The sequence below is a fragment of the Antarcticimicrobium sediminis genome (assembly GCF_004348975.1).
GTDB classification, from domain to species: Bacteria; Pseudomonadota; Alphaproteobacteria; order Rhodobacterales; family Rhodobacteraceae; genus Antarcticimicrobium; species Antarcticimicrobium sediminis.
This window is the reverse complement of sequence record NZ_SMFP01000042.1, coordinates 1-5423: the sequence shown is the minus strand read 5'-3', so window position 1 is coordinate 5423 and position 5423 is coordinate 1. Positions and strand designations below refer to the sequence as shown.

General features: G+C 56.8%; 3 protein-coding genes and 1 pseudogene. 2 read left to right on the top strand and 2 right to left on the bottom strand.

From position 1 onward, the window contains the following. The first annotated feature begins 276 nt into the window (after positions 1-276). Positions 277-1320: a hypothetical protein gene (locus E1B25_RS22695; protein ID WP_245510824.1), complete on the top strand. Its 1044-nt coding sequence runs from the start codon at positions 277-279 to the stop codon at positions 1318-1320. Positions 1321-2462: 1142 nt separating this feature from the next. Then, on the top strand, positions 2463-3527 hold the full coding sequence (locus E1B25_RS21755) for a hypothetical protein (RefSeq protein WP_132831658.1): 1065 nt from the start codon (positions 2463-2465) through the stop codon (positions 3525-3527). Between the two features lie 128 nt (positions 3528-3655). Here the strand turns inward: E1B25_RS21755 and E1B25_RS22885 are convergent, their stop codons facing one another. Together E1B25_RS22885 and E1B25_RS21745 are read right to left on the bottom strand one after the other, a co-directional pair. After that, positions 3656-4861, bottom strand: coding sequence for an ATP-dependent nuclease (locus E1B25_RS22885; RefSeq protein ID WP_425358949.1), 1206 nt, complete (start codon positions 4859-4861; stop codon positions 3656-3658). A 244-nt stretch (positions 4862-5105) separates the two neighbouring features. Next, positions 5106-5294, bottom strand: a pseudogene (locus E1B25_RS21745) (transposase); the annotation flags it as partial. Positions 5295-5423: the final 129 nt, after the last annotated feature.

Genomic DNA, 5423 nt, shown 5'->3' with positions numbered 1-5423 from the left:
CGCAAGCAAAGCCCCCAGACGGACTCGCTATATGAGGGCGGCCCGTCTGGGGGCTTTGCCCTCTGAACGACGGGTCAAAATCAAACGCTGAAACCGGGTCAGTTTTGAACGCTCATTGACACCCCGCGGACGGCTCGCTATTGTCCGGCCTGTCTGGCCGCAGATGAACATCGGGCTGATCGCCGGTTCCGGTTGCTGTGGGGCTTTCGTCATGTCAGCCGTTGTGATCGCCATTGCCTCTGGCTTTCGGATTCCCCTACAGCCAACACGACCAACATGCGGCTTGCACTGGGAACGTCACCTCTCGCCGAGGGCGTGAGAGCTGATGAACCGACGCCGGACTACCTGACCTGGCTGCGTGGGCGCGTTCACGGCGGGGACCAGGTCGATAATCCTTGGCTCGCCGGGCAGACCTTGGAACAGGTTCTGGCCGCCTCTGAAATGCTCGGCGCCATCTTGGAGCACGGGCATCGGGTCGCGGTGACAAGGCTGTCTCCAGCACAGACCGAGGAAGCCACCGATATCGGATTTTCGATCTACAGCGAGGGACGGGAAGCGGTCGAGGAGGCGTTGGACACCATCCGCCAGACCTCATCCGCAACCGCTGTGCAGGCGGGGCCTCTGGCCTATTACGGCAAGCTCTTTGATTGGCTGGATCGCCGCAGCAATGCCATTGATCCCGGTCCCATCCGCAACATCCTGCGAGACCACATCGTGAAGCATTCTGCGGTAGAACCTGGTACCAAGGTCCTCGGTGTTGAGATTACTGAACGGCGGTTTCATACCCTCTACAGCCTATCAGCAGAGGTCGGCATCGACCGGCCACGCCTCTCGCGGCTTCTGAGAAAGCTAGGTGAAACCCCCGCGCATGCCACCGAGGTGGAAATTGGAAATATGGTGTTCGAGGCAGCCACGACGGAGTCCCTGATCGAAGCTTTCAATACCGCGGTTTTACTACAGGATGTCCCGGAATATTTGGGGGCGACCAAGCGCCAGATCGAAGCCCTTTACCGTGCGGGCATTGTGCGGCCCCTTGTGCCGCGGACCGGCCGTGGGTCAGTTCGAAATGTTGTTTTTGCCCGGAAACATCTCGATGATCTTTTGGAGCGTCTGGATGCCTTCCCGGAGCATAGCGAGGCCGCCGGAGAAAATTCGCGTCCGATCGCCTATGCCTGCCAGCGTGGTGCAGGGGCATTCGAAGAGGTATTCGCTGATATTCTTGCTGGGCGGGTTCCCTGTTTTCGCGATCCCGAAAAGTTTGGTATCGCGGCGATCTATGTCGATGTGAACGCCGTGGTGGAGATGAAGATCTCCGCCTGAACCGAGTAAAATCACATGGGAAATCAGCTCGCTTCGGCGGGCTTTTTTGTTGTCGTCTCCAAGGTTCGCGGGATCTTGCCCCGATTTTCGCGGGATCCTTGCTCCCATTCCGAATGGGGTGAAAATAAGCTATTGTTATTGCTTGATTTTTAGAGCTGCCTCGAGACAACTTTGCCCCGATTCACAGGCTTTGTAAATCGGGGCAAAGTTGTCTCGGAATCGGGCTGAAGATCCCGCGAGGATGACTTGGAAGCAACATATGGGGCGCCCAACGGGCGCCTTTTCTATATGTTGATTTCGTTGCTTTGGGCGAATGAGATGCCCACAACCGACGCTGACAAGGCCGCCCAGACATGGCTACGAAGGTGTGGAACGCGGACAACTTGATAGGCCTCGGTGCCAGAGCGCTGGCCGACTTGCGCTCCGAAGCGGTCGATCGAGCTCGCCGCGCGACGATGCCTTGCCATCACTAGGCCCATCGGCCTGCTACAGAGCGAAATAGTCGAGTTCGCGCGAAGCATCCTTTCGGCTCTGACCTGACGCTCAAGCGCCACGCATCAGATGGCCGGTCCCACCCCGAAGCGGACCGGGCATGCGATCAGACTCGACCGAAGGCCTCCCAGCAGGTCGGGTGGATTGCTGACATTAGCCGCACCTGCATGAGTTCCACCTCAGTTGTAAGGAAGCGGAGATTCAACAGTCAGCGGTATCGCCGCCCATGCCGACCAAGCTTCAAGGTCAGCTATGCGCAGAAATCGCCCTTTGCAAAGTCGAGAAGGCCGAGCCAAGCCAACTGGCGCGACCGGCCCATAGCCGCCGTTGGCCAGGATCACCATTGCTGCAGTGCGGCTTTCCCGTTCCGGACTTTCACGGCACCGCGCAGCATCGTTCAGGAGCCCGAGGACCGCACTGCGGAACGAAGCGCCACTTCGCTGAGCCTGCACCAATGGTTGCTTCAGTGCCGCTTAAGCAGCTCAAGGTAACGGGTTTAGTCGGCGTGGTTAGCTTGTAGCATTTTTGTAGTGTGGGCGACCGCGCCGCCGCCAAATTTTTCGCCCAGATGTGGTTGCGTCTGAGTGGTCTGCACCCATATCTGGATACACGGTGGTGTTTTCGAGATTTGCGGCAGAAGGTTAAATAACATGCAGAGTGACGAAGGTACTGCCGACAAACTTCCAGATGACGTTTCGATCCCGAGCGATCTTCAGTTTTCGGCTAGGGGGTTCGCGAATGAGGAATATGCCAAGGAGGCAATCTACAAGTTGCACTCGGTCCTCAGCGTTATCAGCCAGTCCATTGATCTGACCAATCTGGATGGCGTGACTGTTGCATTCGACTACGACGAAGCGCTGGCAGAGCTGGATCGTGGATATGAGACCACTTACAAGCTCTCCGCCACCAAAGGCGTCGCTATCGGTGTCGCAATGGCCCCGACAGTAATTCGCGACGGTGTGATTAAGACCCATCTTGTCCTCAACGCAAACTACGCACTCAGCATTCTTGAGGAACCAGGGGAGGAAACTGAGGACTTTGGACAATCACTTCATTTGGTTGCTCACGAGTGTGCGCATGTCGAGGTGACTGCTGCATTTGACAGATCTTTCCCGAAGATCCTTCTACAGAAAAAACACAACAACATCCTAGACAACATGCGCTGGCAGGTAATTCTGGCAACGTGGGATGAGTATGCAGTATGCCGCATCGTCGGCTCGATCGGGTATGATCCCGCAGACGGTTACCTCGAGACATTAGTCAATGTGTTGGGCGCTACCAGAGGTCAAGTTTACGAGATGATCAAGGTATACCGGGCGCACGGAGATGTTGGGCAGGTTGCAGCAGAAGTGTATGGACGTATTAGAGAACTTCTGAAGTATTCATCGTATTTCTTGGGTGCGGTTGCAGCGCAGGAAAACCCGGAAACGCACCCTGCCGTTTTAACCGAAGAGGCTAATTTTGGGTGGTTTTCTCCGTTCTACGAACGCCTCGTTAAGGTGCACGAGGCGCTTTGGAGTGACTTTGGTAAGTGGGACGGGTTGAATGTCTTCGAGGCTCTCGGTGACATTTTAGAGGACATGGCGGAGAGCATTGGCGTCGAAGCTTCACGCGTGTCCGATGACTCGATCAACTTCAATATCCCATACCGACGTGAAACCATGCCAGACGGTGCGATGATGAACCCACCACTACCTGGGATGCTCGACAGATAGCTGCGTTTCAAAAAATAGCTTCGGTCGAAGTGGGCTCGGAGCGGACCTGCGGTGGCGCGGCGTGCTGGACGCCTAGGTGAGGCGGTCTGCCCGGCAGAGACGGCCCAAACCTGCCTTCCAACTTGCGTTCACGATGCTGCATTGCGGCTGGGCATAGGAGACCTTCGAGCATCACGCAGCAATATCGTTGCCCAGACTGCCGGATTCCCCCATGTAAGTGTTGATCCTTGGTGCCCAGGGTCGATCAGCGAAAAAAGTTCAGAAGGTTTTCGAATGTTCGAACGTGCCAAACCTCTTGCCTCCGCCATCAGCGTGTCGACCTCCTCCATCTCGGGGAGCCAGGTTTTCAGAACCTGGTTCACGGTGGTCTGAGCGGCACCCGAGCACGGCCGGGCCGATTGCGTGACAGTTTTTCCGTCTTTGTCGACCTTCGCCACGGCATCGAGATCGGTGATGATCAGCGTCGGCACTTCCAGCGCCTCGATCAAGGGACGCATGCGGTGCGCGTGGCTGCCCCCCAGCTCTAGGAAGGATAAATAGGCCACAGCAAGGTTAGGGTAATGATGCTGGATCAGATGCGGCAGCAAGATCCGCTCTGCGGCCCCCTCGATCACGATGATGGCGTCGGCGAAGAATAGATCAAAATGTGTGCTCAGCAGATAGCGCGTCACGAAGCGACGAGTTTGTTTGTCCGCGCCAAAGAGCCCGGTCATATTCGCCACAGTGGCCGTGGGCACAACTCCGTGACCTAGCAGCTCGCGCTTGAAATAACGCAGCTCCTCAAACGTGGCGGCGTGCGCGATATGGCCCGAATGGGTACTCACTACCAGCTGCGTGGTAAAAGCCGAGGCCTCCTTCTCCAGATCTTTATGGTTGCGCAACACCTTGTGGGCCCTGGCCACAAAGACCTGCTGCACCTGAACATGCAGATGCGCCTCCGGCTCCTCGATCAGAACCAGTTGCAGGGGTTCGATGCCCCTGTCGTCCGGGGTCACCACCTGTGATTTGAACTTGCCTACCTGCATCCAGTCATCCCGGAAACGCATGAGCTGAAACACCATGGAGATTAGGTTCTGGAAGCCTAGGCCGTTGTAGCTTTCGGGCAGCTTCACCCCGGATTTGTCGCCCGAGATATCGTATTGCACAGCCGCTGGGTGATCGAGCCCGTCAACGGGTTTGATCTGCGTGGCAATGGAGAGTTTCGGATTGTTGAGTCTGCCGGGGTAGCCGAGTTCTTCCAGTTCCGTGATGGCATTGGCGAAGCCGTCCTCGAGACGGGCATTAAAGGTGGTCTTGCTCCGTCGATAGCCAGGTGGCTCAGAGAAGGCCAACATCTTCTCAACCGTCCCACGCGAAATGTTGAAATGCTGCGCCGCCGCCCGGGCGCTCATGCCCTCGGCACACGCCAGGCGAACCTTTCGATATAATTCCACGGTATAGATCTCCTCGCCCTCCCTGCTGCCGCACGAAGGGAAAAGTGGCCGGATTTTACTCCGCCCGCAGCAGGACTATCCCACCGCTACCGTGGTCCAATTTTGCACCGCCGTTCTCATGATTGCGTCGCAATCAAAGAGAGGGGATCATCACTGTCTTCTTTTCGCCGTGCTGAGCCGCCAGGCCAGTTATAATTTGCGCAAAGATGCCCTTATCTCTCCACCGCTTCCAACGGTTGTATAGCGTCTTATGTGGACCATACTCTTTCGGCGCATCACGCCAGCGCAAGCCATTGCGGTTTATGAAGATAATCCCACCCAGAACGCGCCGGTCGCCCCTCTCTGTGAACAGGCATGCAAAATTGACCCCGTAGCGGGGTGATCGGCGTCCAAAAATGACCCCCTTACACTGATGTGGATAATGCCCCCGAGGCTATCGGGGAGCACAGTGTGGGATGTTGGT